This is a genomic window from Demequina sp. TMPB413 (assembly GCF_020447105.2).
Classification (GTDB): domain Bacteria; phylum Actinomycetota; class Actinomycetes; order Actinomycetales; family Demequinaceae; genus Demequina.
Map to the genome: position 1 here is coordinate 525,751 of NZ_CP096184.1, position 17,143 is coordinate 542,893.

Here is a 17,143-nt window from a genome sequence, read left to right on the forward strand (position 1 = left end):
GCGGTTCGGAGTGTGCGGGTGTGTGGCCGCGGCGTCGTCCCTACGTGCGCTCGACCCTCAGCGCTCCGTCTTCCCAGCCGACGGTGACCGCGTCTCCCTCGCCCAAACGCCCGTCCACAATCTCCTTGGCAAGCTCGTTGAGCACCCGCGTCTGGATGAGTCGCTTGAGGGGTCGCGCCCCAAACTGAGGGTCAAAACCGTCCACCGCAAGCGACTGCCGCATGTCAGGCGTGACCGTCAGCGCGATGTGCTTGGCCTCCTCGATGCGAGCGATCGCCTTGGCGAGCTCGGTGTCGACGATGGCCTCCATCGCGGAAGGCTCGATGCGGTCGAACACTACGACCTCGTCCAGACGGTTGAGGAACTCGGGGCGGAAGGACCGCTTGAGCACCTCGATGAGGTCGGCCTCAAGTGCGTCCCTGTGAACGCCATCCCACGCGAGCATGACGTCTGACCCGAGGTTCGAAGTCATCACGATGATGGTGTTGGTGAAGTTGACCGTGCGGCCCTTGCCGTCCGTGAGACGGCCATCGTCGAGCACCTGGAGGAGCGCGTTCCAGACGTCGGGGTGGGCCTTCTCGACCTCGTCAAAGAGCACGATGCTGTACGGGCGCCGCCGCACCGCCTCGGTCAACTGGCCGCCCTGGTCATAACCCACGTAACCAGGGGGAGAGCCGATGAGTCGACTCACCGAGTGAGACTCCATGTACTCGGACATGTCGATGCGGATCATGGCGCGCTCGTCGTCAAAAAGCTGCTCCGCGAGGGCGCGCGCTAGTTCGGTCTTGCCGACGCCGGTTGGGCCGAGGAACAGGAACGAACCGATGGGCCGGTGGGCATCGGACAAGCCGGCACGAGCGCGGCGGATGGCGTCGGAGACGGCCCTGATCGCGCGATCTTGGCCGATGACGCGCTCGTGCAGCCGGTCTTCGAGGTGCCCGAGTTTCGCCGACTCCTCCGTCAGCAGTTTCTCCACGGGCACGCCGGTCCACTTCGCGACAACGCCAGCGATGTCTTCTCCCGTCACCTCTTCTCGCAGCATGCGCTCTGCCGCAGGGATGGCATCCAACTCGGCCCGAGCGTCGGCGATCTCCTTGTCCGCTGCAGGAATCTCGCCGTAGCGAATGCGCCCGGCCTTTTCGAGTTCCCCGAGGCGCTCGGCTCGCTCCAACTCGCCGCGCAGGGCCTCGAGGCGTTCGGTCGCACCGGAGACGCGCACAATCAAGTCCTTCTCCCGTGCCCACCGCATGTTGAGGGCCTCCGATTCGTGGCGCAAGTGCTCGATATCCGCGTCGATCTCTTCGCGGCGCTCTTTCGCGGCAGGAGACTTGTCCTTGGCCACCTGGGTGCGCTCGATCTCGAGCTGCATGATCTTGCGCCTAATGCGGTCCAGGTCAATCGGCATCGAGTCCAGCTGCATCTTGAGCGCACTGGTGGCCTCGTCGATCAGGTCGACAGCCTTGTCTGGCAAGAAGCGATCGGAGATGTAGCGATCCGACAGGGTTGCGGCCGAGACGATCGCCTCGTCCGTGATCTTGACGCCGTGATGTACCTCGTACTTCTCCTGAAGGCCGCGCAAGATGGCGACCGTGTCGTCGAGGGAAGGCTCGCCCACGTACACGGGCTGGAAGCGCCGCTCCAACGCCGAGTCGGTCTCGATGTGCTCCCTGTACTCGTTGAGAGTGGTGGCCCCGATCATGCGCAGCTTTCCGCGCGCGAGCATCGGCTTGAGGATGTTGCCAGCGTCGACAGAGCCGTCGGCCTTTCCGGCGCCGACGATGGTGTGGAGTTCGTCGACGAACAAGACGACGCGTCCCTCGGCTTGCTCGACCTCGGCGAGGATCGCCTTGAGTCGTTCCTCGAACTGGCCGCGGTAGGCCGCGCCGGCGACGACGGAACTCATGGCGATCTCCACGACTCGTCGATCCTTGAGCGAGGAGGGGACATCGCCAGCGACGATGCGTTGCGCGAGGCCCTCGACGATGGCGGTCTTGCCGACGCCTGGCTCGCCAATCAAGACGGCGTTGTTCTTGGTGCGGCGAGTGAGAACCTGCATGACCCGGCGGATCTCTTCGTCTCGACCGATGACGGGGTCGAGGAGGCCTGCCTCGGCCAACGCGGTGAAGTCTTGACCGAACTGCTCGAGAGCGGTCGCCTGCTCTTCCTGAGTGGCTGATGGGGGTGTGGTGGTCATGGTGGGCTCCTCGTTCTGGTGCCATCCGAAAACTTGAGTGACAGCGACTCAAGTTTACATAAGCGAGCCGATGCTTGGCAAGAGTGCCGCCGAAATTGGGTGCGCATGCGCGGATTGGCGTTTGGCCGCGCGCATCCGGTACTCTTGTCTCTCGCGCCCGCCGTCGGTGGAGCGCAGCTAGGGCCCCGTTGTGTAGCGGCCTAGCACGCCGCCCTCTCAAGGCGGTAGCGCGGGTTCGAATCCCGTCGGGGCTACAAGAAACCTCTGCCATCGGCAGAGGTTTTCTGCGTGCTGGCCCCAGAAGTGGTGATCACCGACGCGCTCGCGCCGATAGGCAGGGTAGAGGGGCTGTGCCGAGGAGGTGACGTGACACTCAAGGAGTACTTTGCGTCCACCCTTGCCGCGGCACGAACTGGCTCCGCCTGGGCGTGGGAGTCGATCTACCACGACCTTGCTGGCCCAGTAGCGGGCTATCTTCGCGGAGCCGGCGCGCCCGACGTCGAGGACCTCGTGTCAGAGACATTCCTCAGCGTCGCGAAGGACATCCATCGCTTCGAAGGGGATGAGGATTCTTTTCGCGCCTGGGTATTCACTATTGCGCATCGGCGCATGCAGGACGCATGGCGGTCAAGGGGTCGGCAGGTTCCCGTGGCAGACGGCGACGCCGCCCAGGAGCACGCCGAACGCCGCTGGCTTGGCAATGTCGAGCACGAGGCGATGACGTCGATGTCGATGGTGGAAGTACACGCGATCATCGACCACCTCACCCAGGCCCAACGGGACGTCCTCCTGCTGCGCGTCGTTGGCGACCTCTCTGTGGCTCAAGCGGCCGAGGTGCTCGACACCTCCGAAGGTGCCGTGCGAGCGCTCCAGAACCGCGCATTGCGCGACCTGAGGAAAGAGCTTTCGGACGATGCGTAACAAAAACGAGTCGCCCAGCGATGACATAGGTGACATGGACAACAACACTTCGTTCTCGGAACGCGACATCGACGCCCTGGTGGCCGGTCGCGTCCCCCGCGACCCCGCGCTTGCTCCGCTCCACGGAGTGCTGGGTTCCATGAAGGCCACACTGGTGCTGGAGCCCGATCCGGCGCACGTCTCCGCCTTTGCAGCGCAGCTCGCGTCCGTTGCCGTCGCCTCGGCGAGCGGTGCCGTCGCGCCCGAGGCGCGCTTCGCTCCACGCACGCACGCACGCGGAGCGTGGCGGAGAAGGCTCTCCGCTGCAATCGCGGTATCGGCAGTGTCAGGGCTTGGGCTAGCAGGTGCGGCCGCCGCCAACGAGGCAGCGCCAGGCGACTTGCTCTACGGCGTTGACCAGGCTCTTGAGAGCGTGGGCCTGCTCGACGGTGGCACCTCCGAGCGCCTTGACGAAGCGCAGGTCTTGCTCGACGAAGGTTCCGTTGACGAGGCTCTTGAGCACGTGGTCTCCGCGCTCGAAGACGCTGGCGACGACGATTCCGCCACCGCGCTCCACCGCGCGGCACTCTCGGTGGCCTCGCAATCCTCTGGCGATGACGTGCGCGCACAGGTGGCGACGATGCTCCAGTGGATGGCGGGGGAGGAAACGCGCGGCAAGGAGTTTGGCGCGGCCGTCAGCGAGTTCGCACGCACCATTGCGGGCAAGGCGCCTGAGGTGCCCGGCAACAACGGCACGGCGCCCGAGACGCCAGGCAACAACGGCACGGCGCCCGAGACGCCAGGCAACAACGGCACGGCGCCCGAGACGCCAGGCAACAACGGCGCGACGCCCGAGACGCCAGGCAACAACGGCGCGACGCCCGAGACGCCAGGCAACAACGGCAAGGCGCCCGAGACGCCAGGCAACAACGGCAAGGCGCCCGAGACGCCAGGCAACAACGGCAAGGCGCCCGCAACGCCGGGCGCCCAGGGCAAGGGCAAGCCCTAAGCGAGGTCCTCGAGCGTCGCGAGACGTGCCCGCCACGCGTGCACCAAGTCAGCGGGCGGCACGCCGCACGATGGGTCTTCGGCGTCCATGCGTGGTCGCCTGCTCGCGACAAAGCGATAGACCGCGTCCCGCCAGGGCGGGGGCACGATGCGCATCGCCGCGGCGGCCCTCCAGGGCCACGGCACACCGCGCGCGACGGCGATTACCGCGTCAGATTGCACGTGAGCGCGGCCATCCCACACCAGCAATGTCGACGCGGTGATCTCGGGGGCCAAGCCGGCCTTGGCGACCACGGCAGCGCCCACCTCGCCAGCCGAGCCCGCGAGGAGGAATCTTTCATGGGTGTCGTGACGCACCAACCACGCGACAAATCCGTTGCACAGCGCGCACTCGCCATCGAAGACAACGATGGCGCGGGTTGTGCTCACGCCGTCAGCGTACGGCGCCGCCAGGAAAGGCGAGTTCACGCAGGCCCTCGCCCCAGTGTTCTGCGCGTGTCAGCTCGCCCTCTTTGAGCATGCTGCCGGACGCGTGAAGCGCGCCGTAGTTGCCCACCAGGAAGCCCTCGCCGCGTGTGGCGAGTTGGCAGCCCTTCTCCACCAAGAGCCGCTCGATCGTGGTGGTGCCGCCGCGCCCCACGAATCCCGAGACGCGCGTGTCAAACGCAGCGGCCAGCAGCGTCGTCGCTGGCATAGCCGCAAGCCAGTCGCGTAGGAGGGGTTGGTCGAGGTCGGCCGGAATGTCTCCAGGGCCTAGCTGACGTCGCGCGACGCCCGTAAGGGACTGCTTCGTGGGTAGCGTCATGGCGTGCACGGGGGATCCCACCACCAGGAGGTCGAGTCCCACCACATCCTGAGGGGATGCCTCGCCGGTGTGAGCGACGCGTGTGGACGGCCCGATTCCTACGGCGATCGCGCGCGCTACCGCGGCCGTATTTCCCCACAGGGACTCGTAGAGCACCATTGCATCCACACCACAGGTCTATACCGGCGCGGGTATGTGGCGGCAGGACCATGGTCCGTTTGTGACAAGGTCGTCACGCGCCAGTCAGGCGCGGGAGGCGAGGAATCGACCCCAGTCCTTTGCGCGTTCGATCTCGCCCTCGCGCAGCATGCTGGCTGGCGCCTTCACGTTCTTCTGATTGACGATGTAGAAGCCCTGAGCCTTGTCGGCGATGCGATAGCCCCGTTGCGCGAGTGCCTTCTCGATACGGCTCGCGCCGCCATGACCGAGGGGTCCTCGCACGCGTGTGTCGAAGGCCGCGGCCACTGCCGAGCTGTGGGGGAGTCCTTCGAGCCAGGTCTTGAGAGGCGGTTGAGAGACATCGGGCGGGATGTCGCCCGGCGCGAGCGACTTTTCGGCGACTGACTTCTTGGTGGATTCGGTGGGCAGGCTGAAGGCGTGAACTGGGGCGCCAGCCACGAGCAGGGTGGCGGCGGCTGCCTCCGCCGGATCGACCTCGCCGGTGTGACGCACGAGTGTCCCCTCGCCGATGCCCTCGCCGATGGCGTGAGCGATGGCGGCGGTATTCCCCCAGAGCGATTCGTAGACAACCAGTGCAGACATATCTTCATCCCAGCGGCCAGCACAGGCGGGCACAAGGGACCAAAGCCTTCAGGCCAGCTGAATGTGCCTTAGCGCAGGCGCAGGGCCCGGGGCAGGGGAGCGTGGGACCCGAGCGGCGTGTGTTGCCCCACCGCGACCCGCACGCCACGGGCCCCGACGCCATGGCATCGGGGCCCGTGTGCCGTGCGACTACTCGCCCGCGGCCCGGCTACCCCACGGGGCAGCTCTGGCCGTTGAGCCAGAACTGTTCCGGGACTTCCTCCCTCAGCGCGCCGGGGTCACCTATGAATCCGAGCGTGGTGCGCTTACCCGGCTTGATGGTGGCGTTCCACGGATAGCTCTCCGCGGTGACGGTCGCGCCCTGTTGGTTCCACTGCGCGCTCCAGGCCTGGCTCGTCACCTCATCGTCGCCGGGATAGGCCCACGAGAGTTCCCAACCATTGATGGTGCTTTGGCCGGTGTTCTTGATCCAGATCTGCGTGTTGTAGCCCCCGGGCCAGGTGCCGTGGACGATGTAGTCCACCTCGCAGCGAGGCGCCGCGGCGGCGGCACCGGAGTCCTGATCCGCGAGGAACGACGCCGCCCATGACATCGCCGAGTTCCAGTTGACCGTGATCTCGTTGGTCGCCCACGACTGGATGTGATCGACGTAGCACAGCTGCGGTGCGCAGTCCGCGTCGGGGTAGAGATTGGCGAAAGTGGGATCCCAGGTGCCGACATCGGTGTTGGGTCCGCCTGCCACGGAACCGGCGGGCGGGTGCGGCAGGTCTGGGTTCAGCTGAGCCGCGAACCAGCGCGAGTGCTGGTTCTGGCTATACACATCTCCCCAGCCGGTGATGTAGGACCGTCCGAGCGCGTTGCGTCCGAGCAGGTAGTCCATCGACTCCACCGCTGCGTGGAGATACGTTGCTGCTCCCGTGAGGTCGTACGCGGTACCGAGGACCACGATGTTGTTCAGTACTTGCGAGTTCGAGCCCCACACGAAGGCATCGTCGGGAAGCGCGAGACCGAACTCCTGAGACTGCTGCACCGCCGCGATCGCGTCGGCGCCAGCGACCACCTGGTCGACAACGTCGTCCCTGCCAGAGAAGGCGTTGGGCACTGTCGCCAAGTTCATTTTGGCAATGGCGTCCATCGCGTCCCAGCTGAAAGCCGTCACCGGGAAGGAGTCCTGTTCCTGAACGGGGGACGCGAGCAGGAAGTCGGCATACTGCTGGTCACCCGTGGTGATGAACAGCTCCGCCGCCGCCCAATAGAACTCGTCGGAGACGTCGTCATCGTTGTAAGGGCCGCCGCCGTTGTTCCCGTCAGCTGCGGGTGCATACACCTCGGGATGAGCCAAGGCTGCGTTCCACGTCGACTTTGCCGCCGAAAGCAACTCGGCCGCGAATGCCGAGTCGTAGGGAGCAAACAACCGGGCGCCCTGCGCAGCGGTGGCCGCCAGGTTCAGCGTGGCCGCGGTGGATGGGCGGTGCAGGTAGCGCGTCTGCGCGTCGTTGACCGGCAACAGTGGCAGGCCGGTCCATCCGTAATCGTGGATCTTGTGGTGGACCATTCCGGCGTACTGCTCGCCCTGTGGTACCTGCATCGACAGCATGAACTCAAGCTCCCACCGCGCCTCGTCCAACACGTCGGGTACACCGTTGTCGTGCTCAGGCAGGTTCAGGGTGTTGTCGCCCAAGGCTCCGGCGTCCGTGCTTGCGGCGGTCTTGGTGCGCTCAAAGGTGCCCAGCAACTGTGCCGTCGCGATTCCTCCGTTCACCACGTACTTGCCGTGGTCGCCAGCGTCGTACCAGCCGCCGACAACGTCGAGCGTGTAGTCGCAGGTCCACGGCACTCCGTAGACGGCCTCAGATTCCGCGGCGGGCTGGCAGGGCACATCGAGGTCGCCTTGGTTGACCGCACCGTCGGCGGGCGAGGAGACATGGCCAGCGGCGCGCGCGTAGCTGTCGCCCACGATGCTCGCCTCGATCGGCGTGCCTGATCGTGCCAAGTAGAAGTAGTTCAGCGCGTCGAGCCGCAATTGTTCGTACAGGTCGTCTCCAATCACGAACTGTTCGCTCGTTTCGCCGTCGGCCTGCAGCGTGTAGGTGCCGGGGGCCGTCGTCGAAGAGAAGTCAATGCCGTGGACGTTTGCACCGGCGGAGCCATCGACGCCCAGGGGAGAGGTGGTTCCGGACGCGACGGTGGCGCCGGCGTCGTCAACAAGAGACCAGTCGAGTGGCTCGGTGGAGTCTGTGACGAGCGTCGCGTTCTTGGGGCCGTCCGTGAGGTAGCCCACCTGGTTGACCTTGATGGGTGATCCCACCTCGGGTGTGTAGCGGGGCAATTCTGCACCGCCCACCAGCGACACGTTGTCGACGCAGAAGTCCCACGCATCGGCAGCACCCCCTACCTGGAACGCGATCTGCAGGTTGCCCACCTCGTCGTCGAGAGTGAAACTCGATTGATAGGAATCCCCCTCACCAGGCACCGCGTTGATCTCGGTGTAGACCGTGTACGGAGCGCCATTGACGCCCACGAGGGCCCTGACGGGGCCAGCGCCGCTCGCGTCAAATGACAAGCTGTAGTCGCCAGCGGGCAGCACGAGGTCGTTGTAGACAATTCCGACGTCCCACGGGTTGGCGGTGCCTGCCGGAACCGATGCGCAGAAACTGCCGTCTGCCGTCGTCGTTGACGTGAAGCCATACTGTGCGAACGGGTCAAGTCCGTCGTCGAACGTGCCATTGGTGACGAACTCGGTGCCTGGGGCGGACACGGACACGTTGTCCACGCAGAACGTGAAGCCGCTCGACGCGCCGCCCACCTGGAAGGCCACTTGGGGATCCGTTGCGGCCTCATCGAGGGTGAATCCCACCTCGTAGTGGACCATGTCGTCCCCAGGGATAGCGTTCACCTCGGAATAGACCGTGTAGGCGCCGCCGTTCTGGGCGACGATCGCGCGCACCGGCCCGTCGCCGGACGCGTCAAAACTGAACACGTAGTCGCCGGCGGGCAAGGTCAGGTCGTTCTGACCCATGCCCACATCCCACGGATTCGTGGTGCCTCCTGGGACGTCGCCGCAGAACTGCGTGCCGTCGAACTCTGTAGAGTCGAAGCCATAGGTGAACCAGCCGGTCTCGCCGGCTTCAAAGTCACCGTTCGTCACGTCGGCCGAGGCCGGAGTAAGTGTCACAAGTCCAAGGACTGCCGCGCCGATGGCGGCCAAAGTCGTGCGTGTCAACGTCGGTGTAAACACGGGTGAACCCTTCGATCTTGGGGTGCGAAAGTGCCCATCAACAGGCGCCTTTGCCTGCCGCGACGACGCTAGCAAGAAACGATTCGATACGCCGGGTTTGTACCGGTTCATACAGAAAGACGTGCTTCTATCAGGGCCGACAATCGAGAGCGCTCTCAGGGGCGAAGCGCTTCCGTGGCTCCTATCGCTCCCGGTTGCCGAGCATTTGCGACAGTTGCTGCGCTGCGTGCTTGACCGGTCCCGCATGCGCCGCGGCTGGATGAGGGGTGAGGCGCTCAATGGGTCCCGAGATGGAGACGGCCGCGATCACGGTGCCTCCCGCACCCCACACGGGCGCTGACACCGAACTCACGCCCGGCTCTCTCTCGCCAGCGCTCTCCGCGTGGCCCTGCGCGCGCACCACGGCGAGATCCGCCGCGGTGAAACGGGCGCCCTCAAGGCCAGCGTGCATCGTCTCGGGATCCGCCCATGCCAGGAGTACTTGAGCGGCCGAACCGGCGTGCATCGTCATAGCGGTGCCCACCGGGATGGAGTCGCGCAGCCCGACGGGCCGATCTGCCGCCGCGATGCAGATGCGCTGATCGCCGTGAAGGCGATACAGCTGCGACGACTCACCCGTGCGATCCCGCAACACTGTGAGGACGGGTTGGGCGGCGGCGACTAAGCGGTCCTCGCTCACGGTGGCGGCCAGTTGGCGGAAGCGCTGCCCGAGCACGAACGCCCCAGCGGGGTTGCGGCCGACGAGGTGGTGGTGTTCTAGCGCGAGCGCAATCCTGTGGACCGTTGGTCGAGCGAGATGAGTGGTCTCGACGAGTTCGGCGAGAGTGGCAGGGCCTTGTTCAAGCGCGCCGAGTATGGCCGCAGCCTTGTCAACGACGCCCACGCCGCTATGATTGTCCATAGAGCGATACTAGCGTCTCAAATAGTGAGATGTCGAGTAGTAGGATGCAACAGAGACCGGCGAGGCAACGACCGCCCCGTCCGAAGGAGGAGCGCATGGGAACCACGCTTGCGGAGAAACTGTGGCGGGATCACCTGGTCACCAAGGGTGAGGATGGCGCGCCAGACCTCATCTACATCGACCTACACATGTGTCACGAGGTCACGAGCCCTCAGGCCTTTGAGGGCTTGCGGCTCGCCGGACGCCAGGTCCGCCGCCCCGATCTCACGATCGCGACGGAAGACCACAACACGCCGACGCTCAACATCGACTTGCCGATTGCGGACGAGACGAGCCGCATCCAGATCAACACCCTGCGCGACAACGCCAAGGAGTTCGGCGTCCGCATCCACTCGCTAGGCGACGCCGACCAGGGCGTCGTGCACGTCGTTGGCCCCCAGCTTGGCCTCACGATGCCGGGCATGACCGTCGTGTGCGGCGACTCCCACACGTCGACCCACGGCGCATTCGGCGCCCTCGCCTTCGGCATCGGCACCTCAGAGGTGGAGCACGTGCTCGCCACGCAGACGCTGCCGCTCAAGGAATTCAAGACGATGGCGATCAACGTCAACGGCACACTGCCGAAGGGCACGACGGCCAAGGACGTGATCCTGGCAGTGATCGCGAAGATCGGCACCGGCGGCGGGCAGGGCTACGTGCTCGAGTACCGCGGCGAGGCCATCAAGGCACTGTCGATGGAAGCGCGGATGACGATCTGCAACATGTCAATTGAGGCGGGGGCCCGCGCGGGCCTCATCGCGCCAGACGAGACCACCTTCGAGTACGTCAAGGGTCGCCCGCACGCGCCAGAGGGTGCGGACTGGGACGCCGCCGTCGAGTACTGGAAGACGCTCGTGACGGACGACGACGCGGTGTTCGACACCGAGGTCGACCTCGACGCGTCTGAGCTGGAGCCGTTCATCACGTGGGGCACCAACCCTGGTCAAGGATTGCCCCTCAGCGCGAGTGTGCCGAACCCAGAGGACTTTGCGGAGGAATCGGAGCGCGAGGCCGCTGCTTCGGCCCTCAAGTACATGGGACTGACCCCCGGCACCAAGTTCCGGGATGTTGCGATCGATACCGTCTTTTTGGGTTCCTGCACCAACGGCAGGATCGAGGACCTACGCGCGGCAGCGAACATCATCAAGGGTCGCGCTAAGGCCCCGAACACACGCTTCCTCGTGGTTCCAGGATCCGCTCGCGTGCGTCTCCAGGCGGAGGCCGAGGGCCTCGACAAGGTGTTCATGGACTTTGGTGCCGAGTGGCGCAATGCCGGCTGCTCGATGTGCCTTGGCATGAACCCCGACCAACTGAAGCCCCAAGAGCGCAGTGCCTCGACCTCGAATCGCAACTTCGAGGGACGCCAAGGCAAGGGTGGCCGCACCCACCTCGTGTCCCCGCTCGTGGCCGCCGCGACCGCCGTGCGTGGCACGCTGTCAAGCCCAGACGACCTGGAAGACGCCCCAGCGGCGCTCGTGTAAGGGAGAAGACTCATGGAGAAAATCACCACTCACACCGGCGTCGGCGTCCCGCTGCGTCGCTCCAACGTAGACACCGACCAGATCATCCCGGCGGTCTACCTCAAGCGCGTCACGCGCACAGGTTTTGAGGACGCGCTTTTTGCCGCTTGGCGCGGAGACGCGGACTTCATCCTCAACAAGCCCGAGTACGCCAACGGCTCAGTGCTCGTGACCGGGCCAGACTTCGGCACCGGCTCCTCGCGCGAGCACGCCGTATGGGCGCTCAAGGACTATGGCTTCAAGGTGGTCCTCGCGTCTCGCTTCGCCGACATCTTCCGCGGCAACTCCGGCAAGCAGGGCCTCGTCACCGGGGTCCTGAGCCAGGAGAACATCGAACTGCTGTGGAAGCTGCTCGAGGCGGAGCCCGGCAAGCAGATCACGGTGTCGCTCGAGGACCGCACCGTCACGTGCGGCGAGCTCACCGTCCCGTTCGAGATCGACGACTACGTGCGGTGGCGCCTCATGGAGGGACTCGACGACATCGGGCTCACTCTCAAGCACGAAGAGGACATCACGGCGTTCGAAGCGACTCGCGACGCTTGGCGACCCAAGACGCTTCCTGCGAAGACGGAGCCCAAGCAGCACGTCGTCGCGGCGCGGCCCGCTCAGTAGTTGATGGCGGTACGGGAGGAGGACGCGCGCGGCACTTTCTGGTCCGTGGCGCGTCCGCTCCCGCACCGCAAGGCCGCCGGTCTGGCCGTGCCAGCGATCGCGTCCAACATTGCGGTGCCGCTCGCGGGGCTCGTGGACACGGCGGTCCTTGGCAACTTCGCAGGCGCCGTTGACATCGGTGCCGTGGGGCTTGGCGCCGCTGTCATCGCCACGCTGTTCTGGGTGTTCTCGTTCTTGCGCGTGGGCACCACGTCTCTCGTGGGCCGCGCTTTCGGTGCTGACGACGCCATCGGCGCTGTGCGCCACGTCCAGCGCGCCATAGGGCTCGCAGGTGTGATGGCCGTCGCGTGGCTCGCGTTGCAGTGGGTCGTAGTGCCGCTCGTGCTCGCGGGTCTTGCGCCAGCGGGCCAGGAACGGGATACCGCGCTTGAGTACACCCTGATCCGAGGGCTCTCTCTGCCCGCGCTGCTTGTCACGCTCGTGATCGCTGGCTATTTCATCGGCGCGCACAACACGCGGGTGCCGCTCGCGGTAGCGACCACGACGGCCCTCGCGAACGTCGGGTTCGATTTCCTCTTCGTGGCAGGGCTCGGATGGGGAGCACGCGGTGCTGGCTGGGGCACCTTCGCATCGGAATGGATCGGCGTTGTCCTCGCCGCGTATCTCTTGTGGCGCCACCTCGACCCTGAGCAGCGCGCGACGCTTCGTGACTGGCGCGACCGCACCTTGCGCGTCGGTTGGGCGCGCCTCGCGCGCTTTAACGGCACCCTGATGGCCCGTACGGCGCTACTCATGGGTGTCATCACCTTTGTGGCGTCGGTGGGGTCCCGCTTTGACACCGAGACGCTCGCCGCCAACGCGATCATGCTGCAACTGATGCACCTGGCGTCGTACGCCCTCGACGGCTACGCCAATGCTGCCGAGGCGCTCGCGGCGCGCGCCGCTGGCCGGCGGTCGGCGCCAGAGCTGAACGCAGCGGCGCTCGCGTCCGCGATCCCCATGGCCGTGATTGCACTCGTGGCCACGGCTGCGTATCTGCTTGCGCGGGACCCTCTGCTGAGCGTCCTCACTGACCTGCCAGCGGTGAACGACACGGCGCGGGAGTACTGGCTCTACATCGCGTTGCTGCCCGCGCTGTCGTGGGCGTCGTGGTGGCTCGACGGTGTCTACCTCGGTGCAGGCAGGCCGGGGTTCATGCTGGCATCCATGTCGGCGTCGGTTGTACTTGTCTTTGTGCCAGTGCTGGTCATTGGCGCCCGCAGTGGCGGGCTGACCAACCACCATGTGTGGATCGCGTTCTTGGCGCTCAACGTGGCCAGGCAGATCACACTCGCCGCTCTCTACCCGCGGTTGGTGAAGACCTTGGCCTAGAACCGTGGAGGGGCTGCGGGAACACCAGCGGCCAAGTCTGGCTTGAACAGGACATGGCCGACACCGCGGTAGACCACGCCCACCACATCGAGGCGCCCTCGCTGAGTGCCACTGCGCGCGATGGCTTGAGGGTCAGTGCTGCAGCGCTCGTGTGCGGAGCGGCCGTGTTGTTGTTTGCGGTCCACGTGCGCCCGTGGGGCTACGTCCCCTTGCTCGCGGGAGTCGCCCTTGCGTGGATGGTCGATCGCTTCCTGGCGCGCGACCTCACGCTCATCGCCGTGGGCCAGATCATCATCTCCACCATCTCGCTCAAGGCCGACCTCTCAAACGCGGGCATAGCGAGGTTTGCAGCGGCGCTCGGGCTGGCTGTGCTCGTGCCTTACGCCCTCTCACGCTGGGTGCTGCGCGACCACGCCATTCGCTTCCCGATGCGCGGTGGCTGGCCGTGGACGCGCGCACAGTGGGCGTACATCGCCGTCGTAGTCGTCGCCGGCTACCTGATCCTGCCGTACTACTTCATTGGGTCCGGCGTGTACCAGAACTGGCCGGAGGTGACAGGCGCCCAAGAGATTGGGCGACTCTTCGTCGGCGTCAACGCAGTGGGCATTTGGGATGAGCTCTTCTTTGTGGCGACCGTGTTCACGTTGCTTCTGCGCCATTTCCCCGTGTGGTTGGCGAACGGACTGCAAGCAATCGTCTTCGTGTCGTTCTTGTGGGAGCTGGGCTACCGCGAATGGGGTCCGGTGCTTACCGTGCCGTTTGCGCTCATTCAAGGGTGGATCTTCTCGTGGGCGCGGTCGCTGCCGTACGTCGTTACGGTCCACCTGTTGTTTGACGCCGTGGTGTTCGGCGTGCTGGTGCACGCCCATCACCCCGACTTGCTCGATATCTTTGTGACGGCGCCTTAACGTTCGCCCAACCACGCGCGCGTGCCAAAGGATCCAACCGATCGTCCCGCAACCCCCGCCGCAAAGGCGAGATCCGCCTCGAAGCGCGCGGCATCCCAGCCGCGGTCCGCGATCCGCTGGGTCAGCGCACCGTGGAAGAAGTCTCCGGCACCGAGCGTGTCCTCGACGTGGACGGGGCGAACGGGGACAGTTCCACGTGACCGCGGCCCCCGGAAGACGATGCCACGAGACCCCCTCGTGACTGCGGCAAGAGTCGGCCCATTCTCGGTGACGTACTCCAGCACGCTTGACGGGTCCGAGTTCGCGCCAGGAGGAGCGAAGTCAGCTGACACCACCGCCACGTCGACGTGTGCCAGCACTTCGGGTGTGTGTGGCTTGAAGCTCCCCAGGTCGGCCACCACGGGAATGCCGCGCTGCCGTGCCGCTGCCGCAAGTGGTAGCGCCAGGTCAGGGTAGTAGCCATCGAGCTGGACGGCGCCGACGCCGTCGATCAGGGCCTCGATGTCGTTCGGGGTGAGGGCGGGCAGGGAGCCTGACGACGCCGATGAGGTGGGGGAGACAACGGCCCTGTCGCCGCTGCCGCGGGAGACGAGGATGGAGGCGACCACGGCGTCGGCGTCCGTCGGTACGGCGTGGATGGTGACCCCGCGCGCCGCCAGATCGGCGCGAATGATGTCCGCGACGGGCCCGCTCGGCAGGGCCGTCACAAGCGCGGTCCCCGCACCAAGGTGGGCGGCGGCAACGGCGGCATTCGTTGCCGGCCCCCCTGCGGCAAGCACAGAGTCGAGAGCGACCGTCTTTTCATTGGCGCCGGGCGGGTGCTCGACAAGCTGAATGACGTCAAGCGTTGCGAGGCCAACGAAGAGGCAGTTGACGCTCATCGTGCCGCGACAGCGAGCCGACCCGCCAGGCCGACGTACGCCGCGGCGAAACCTCGCCGCATCCACTGGACGACCGCCGGCCGGGTGAGTACCCGTTCTCGCAACGCTGACGCGAAGAGGCCGTATCCAGCGAAGACGAGGAAAGTCATCGCCATGAATACGACACCGAGGCCCGTCATTGCCCGCCACGCCGCTGGATCGTCGGCCGCGACAAATTGGGGCAAGAACGCGAAGAAGAACACGGTCAGCTTGGGATTGAGCAGGTTGGTCAGCACCGCTCGGCGCACAATGCGCCATGCCGGCAGGGCCTTGGTATCCGCGGCGGCCTGGAGGTCAGTGCGGTCTCGCCAGGTGAGCCACGCGAGATACACAAGGTAGGCGACGCCGGCCCACTTGAGCGTAGAGAAGGCGACTGCAGAGGCGTGCACTACGGCCGCCAGGCCCGTGATGGCCGCTACCAGGTGCGGAACGATGCCGAGCGTGCAACCCGCGGCCGCGATCACCGCTGCCCGCCTGCCTCGTCCCAGACCGGTGCTGACGGTGTAGAGCGCGCCGGTGCCTGGCGCGGCCACGACGGCGAGGGCGGTGATGAGGAACGCGACGCTCATGCGGCGAATGCTACCTGGCGAGGCGCGCGGGACGGCTGACGGCGGGCGTCGTGGCAAACATGGGGCACGATAGTGACCATGACCGACTCCCTTCGCGTCGATGGTGGTCGTCCCCTCGTGGGCGAGATCACCGTGCGCGGTGCCAAGAACTTTGTCTCCAAGGCCATGGTGGCCGCGCTCCTGGGCTCGACCCCTTCTGTCTTACGCAACGTGCCCGACATTCGCGACGTGAAGGTGGTCTCCGCGCTGCTCAGCCTGCACGGCGTCGGCGTCGATTACGACGTCGCGACAGGCGAACTGCGGATGGACACGTCGAATCTGACTTCGGCCGACGCTGCCCACATCGCCGAGCACGCAGGCTCCTCTCGCATCCCCATTTTGCTGTGCGGGCCACTGCTCCACAGGCTTGGCGAGGCGGTCATCCCCGACCTCGGCGGTTGCCGCATCGGCGACCGGCCGATCGACTTCCATCTGGAGATCCTCACCAAGTTTGGCGCGACCGTTACTCAGGGTGAAGATGGCTTGCACCTGACCGCTCCGCACGGTCTGCGAGGCATCAGGCACGAGCTCGAGTTCCCCTCCGTGGGTGCCACCGAGCAATTGCTCCTCACCGCGGTCCTGGCAGAGGGCGTCACCACGCTCCACAATGCCGCAGTGGAGCCGGAGATTAAGGACCTGATCGACACGCTGCAGAAGATGGGTGCGATCATCTCGGTCGACACTGACCGCTCCATCACCATCGAAGGAGTCAAGCACCTCAAGGGATTCGAGCACTGGTCTCTCACGGATCGCATCGAGGCGGGATCGTGGGCGGCTGCGGCGCTCGCCACGCGCGGCGACGTGTTTGTGCGTGGGGCTCAACAACGCCACATGGGCATGTTCCTCAATGTGTTCCGCAAGGTCGGCGGCGAGTTCGAGGTCTCCACTGACGGCATCCGCTTCTTCCACCCTAGGGTTGATCTCAAGCCGATTGCGTTGCAGACCGACGTACACCCTGGCTTTATGACCGATTGGCAGCAGCCTTTGGTGGTCGCACTGACTCAGGCGCAGGGGCTCAGCATCGTGCACGAGACGGTCTACGAGAACCGCTTTGGCTTCACCGACGCCCTGGTCAAGATGGGCGCCCAGGTGCAGTTGTACAAGGAGTGCCTTGGCGACAAGAAGTGTCGCTTTGGGCAGCGAAACTTTCGGCACTCCGCGGTCATCAGCGGGCCCACGCCGCTCAAAGCGGCCGACATCGAGGTGCCAGACCTGCGCGGCGGCTTCTCCCACCTGATCGCGGCGCTGGCGGCGGAAGGAACGTCGACCGTCTCTGGCATCGGGGTCATCGACCGCGGCTACGAGAACTTCCGGGCCAAGCTCGCCGCGCTCGGCGCGAGCATCGAGGCGTAGCGCC

The 17,143-nt window shown here is 65.9% G+C and carries 15 protein-coding genes and 1 tRNA gene; 8 read left to right on the forward strand and 8 right to left on the reverse strand.

Annotated features, from left to right (window positions below; translation table 11 throughout):
- Positions 1–40: 40 nt before the first annotated feature.
- On the reverse strand, positions 41–2,194 hold the full coding sequence (locus LGT36_RS02475) for an ATP-dependent Clp protease ATP-binding subunit (protein WP_226095455.1): 2,154 nt from the start codon (positions 2,192–2,194) through the stop codon (positions 41–43).
- Positions 2,195–2,375: 181 nt separating this feature from the next.
- Here LGT36_RS02475 and LGT36_RS02480 point away from each other — a divergent pair.
- The 3 genes from LGT36_RS02480 to LGT36_RS02490 all read left to right on the forward strand — a co-directional run bounded on the left by LGT36_RS02480 (position 2,376) and on the right by LGT36_RS02490 (position 4,103).
- Positions 2,376–2,448, forward strand: a tRNA-Glu gene (locus tag LGT36_RS02480).
- 112 nt (positions 2,449–2,560) lie between these two features.
- The gene (locus LGT36_RS02485) at positions 2,561–3,115 is read left to right on the forward strand and encodes an RNA polymerase sigma factor (protein ID WP_226095456.1); all 555 of its coding nucleotides are present in this window, start codon (positions 2,561–2,563) and stop codon (positions 3,113–3,115) included.
- 34 nt (positions 3,116–3,149) lie between these two features.
- Positions 3,150–4,103, forward strand: a complete 954-nt coding sequence (locus tag LGT36_RS02490; protein ID WP_248642150.1) for a hypothetical protein — start codon at positions 3,150–3,152, stop codon at positions 4,101–4,103.
- Here the strand turns inward: LGT36_RS02490 and LGT36_RS02495 are convergent.
- From LGT36_RS02495 to LGT36_RS02515, 5 genes are all read right to left on the reverse strand, one after another.
- Positions 4,100–4,531 carry a thiol-disulfide oxidoreductase DCC family protein gene (locus LGT36_RS02495; RefSeq protein ID WP_226094646.1) on the reverse strand — a complete coding sequence of 144 codons (432 nt, stop codon included), beginning with the start codon at positions 4,529–4,531 and terminating at the stop codon, positions 4,100–4,102. The two genes, LGT36_RS02490 and LGT36_RS02495, sit on opposite strands and share 4 nt — an antisense overlap.
- Before the next feature lie 4 nt (positions 4,532–4,535).
- On the reverse strand, positions 4,536–5,075 hold the full coding sequence (locus tag LGT36_RS02500) for a hypothetical protein (RefSeq protein WP_226094645.1): 540 nt from the start codon (positions 5,073–5,075) through the stop codon (positions 4,536–4,538).
- 75 nt (positions 5,076–5,150) lie between these two features.
- The gene (locus tag LGT36_RS02505; protein WP_226094644.1) at positions 5,151–5,669 is read right to left on the reverse strand and encodes a flavodoxin family protein; all 519 of its coding nucleotides are present in this window, start codon (positions 5,667–5,669) and stop codon (positions 5,151–5,153) included.
- A gap of 208 nt (positions 5,670–5,877) precedes the next feature.
- The gene (locus LGT36_RS02510) at positions 5,878–8,907 is read right to left on the reverse strand and encodes a glycoside hydrolase family 9 protein (protein ID WP_248642152.1); all 3,030 of its coding nucleotides are present in this window, start codon (positions 8,905–8,907) and stop codon (positions 5,878–5,880) included.
- 181 nt (positions 8,908–9,088) lie between these two features.
- Positions 9,089–9,808, reverse strand: a complete 720-nt coding sequence (locus LGT36_RS02515; RefSeq protein WP_226094908.1) for an IclR family transcriptional regulator — start codon at positions 9,806–9,808, stop codon at positions 9,089–9,091.
- Positions 9,809–9,903: 95 nt separating this feature from the next.
- Between LGT36_RS02515 and leuC the strand changes: the two genes are divergently transcribed.
- From leuC to LGT36_RS02535, 4 genes are read left to right on the forward strand one after another with little or no spacing between them, the layout of a single operon-like run.
- The gene (leuC, locus tag LGT36_RS02520) at positions 9,904–11,328 is read left to right on the forward strand and encodes a 3-isopropylmalate dehydratase large subunit (protein WP_226264500.1); all 1,425 of its coding nucleotides are present in this window, start codon (positions 9,904–9,906) and stop codon (positions 11,326–11,328) included.
- 12 nt (positions 11,329–11,340) lie between these two features.
- Entirely contained in the window at positions 11,341–11,979 is a 639-nt protein-coding gene (gene leuD / locus LGT36_RS02525; protein ID WP_226095517.1) for a 3-isopropylmalate dehydratase small subunit, read from the forward strand.
- A 45-nt stretch (positions 11,980–12,024) separates the two neighbouring features.
- Positions 12,025–13,350, forward strand: coding sequence for an MATE family efflux transporter (locus LGT36_RS02530; RefSeq protein ID WP_226095518.1), 1,326 nt, complete (start codon positions 12,025–12,027; stop codon positions 13,348–13,350).
- Between the two features lie 53 nt (positions 13,351–13,403).
- A complete protein-coding gene (locus LGT36_RS02535) occupies positions 13,404–14,258 on the forward strand; it encodes a CPBP family intramembrane glutamic endopeptidase (RefSeq protein ID WP_226095519.1) in 855 nt (284 codons plus the stop codon).
- On the opposite strand, the gene LGT36_RS02540 is transcribed toward LGT36_RS02535, so the two are convergent.
- Positions 14,255–15,139: a PfkB family carbohydrate kinase gene (locus LGT36_RS02540; RefSeq protein WP_226095520.1), complete on the reverse strand. Its 885-nt coding sequence runs from the start codon at positions 15,137–15,139 to the stop codon at positions 14,255–14,257. The genes LGT36_RS02535 and LGT36_RS02540 overlap by 4 nt on opposite strands.
- A complete protein-coding gene (locus LGT36_RS02545) occupies positions 15,136–15,747 on the reverse strand; it encodes a LysE family translocator (protein WP_226095521.1) in 612 nt (203 codons plus the stop codon). The genes LGT36_RS02540 and LGT36_RS02545 overlap by 4 nt, the downstream gene beginning before the upstream one ends.
- 78 nt (positions 15,748–15,825) lie before the next feature.
- Here LGT36_RS02545 and murA point away from each other — a divergent pair, with 78 nt between their 5' ends.
- The gene (gene murA, locus LGT36_RS02550; RefSeq protein WP_226095522.1) at positions 15,826–17,139 is read left to right on the forward strand and encodes a UDP-N-acetylglucosamine 1-carboxyvinyltransferase; all 1,314 of its coding nucleotides are present in this window, start codon (positions 15,826–15,828) and stop codon (positions 17,137–17,139) included.
- Positions 17,140–17,143: the final 4 nt, after the last annotated feature.

Coding starts and splice junctions, on each gene's coding strand:
- LGT36_RS02475 (WP_226095455.1), bottom strand. CDS start 2,194: ATGACCACCACACCCCCATCAGCCACTCAGGAAGAGCAGGCGACCGCT.
- LGT36_RS02505 (WP_226094644.1), bottom strand. CDS start 5,669: ATGTCTGCACTGGTTGTCTACGAATCGCTCTGGGGGAATACCGCCGCC.
- murA (WP_226095522.1), top strand. CDS start 15,826: ATGACCGACTCCCTTCGCGTCGATGGTGGTCGTCCCCTCGTGGGCGAG.
- LGT36_RS02535 (WP_226095519.1), top strand. CDS start 13,404: ATGGCCGACACCGCGGTAGACCACGCCCACCACATCGAGGCGCCCTCG.
- LGT36_RS02545 (WP_226095521.1), bottom strand. CDS start 15,747: ATGAGCGTCGCGTTCCTCATCACCGCCCTCGCCGTCGTGGCCGCGCCA.
- LGT36_RS02490 (WP_248642150.1), top strand. CDS start 3,150: ATGGACAACAACACTTCGTTCTCGGAACGCGACATCGACGCCCTGGTG.
- LGT36_RS02540 (WP_226095520.1), bottom strand. CDS start 15,139: ATGAGCGTCAACTGCCTCTTCGTTGGCCTCGCAACGCTTGACGTCATT.
- leuD (WP_226095517.1), top strand. CDS start 11,341: ATGGAGAAAATCACCACTCACACCGGCGTCGGCGTCCCGCTGCGTCGC.
- leuC (WP_226264500.1), top strand. CDS start 9,904: ATGGGAACCACGCTTGCGGAGAAACTGTGGCGGGATCACCTGGTCACC.
- LGT36_RS02515 (WP_226094908.1), bottom strand. CDS start 9,808: ATGGACAATCATAGCGGCGTGGGCGTCGTTGACAAGGCTGCGGCCATA.